The organism is Clostridium sp. ZBS15, from assembly GCF_023845705.1.
In the GTDB taxonomy this organism is placed as follows: domain Bacteria; phylum Bacillota; class Clostridia; order Clostridiales; family Clostridiaceae; genus Clostridium; species Clostridium aquiflavi.
On the sequence record NZ_JAMQHY010000212.1, the window covers coordinates 1 to 289 of the forward strand.

General features: G+C 68.5%; 1 pseudogene. It reads left to right on the top strand.

Annotated elements, in window-relative coordinates:
- Positions 1-59 precede the first annotated feature (59 nt).
- Positions 60-289: pseudogene (locus NG904_RS17070) on the top strand (4-hydroxybenzoate octaprenyltransferase); the annotation flags it as partial.

The window sequence follows — 289 nt, forward strand, 5'->3', positions numbered from 1 at the left end:
GGGGGGGGGGGGAGGGGGGCCAGGAGGCGGAGGTCGACCGCGACGCGGGCTTGCACAGCGTGCCGGCACGCTTCGGCATTCCGCGAAGTTTGCGAATCGCGGCTGCGTGCCATGCGGTGATGTTTGGCTTGCTCGTGGGGTTGTACTTTGCCTCGCCGCATCTCGGCTGGGTATACGTCGGCGGGCTCGTGCTTGCGGGGGGCTTGCTGGTCTACGAACACCGGCTCGCCCGACCCGACGCCCTGACGCGGGTGAACCGCGCGTTCTTCCATGTGAACGGCGTCATCAG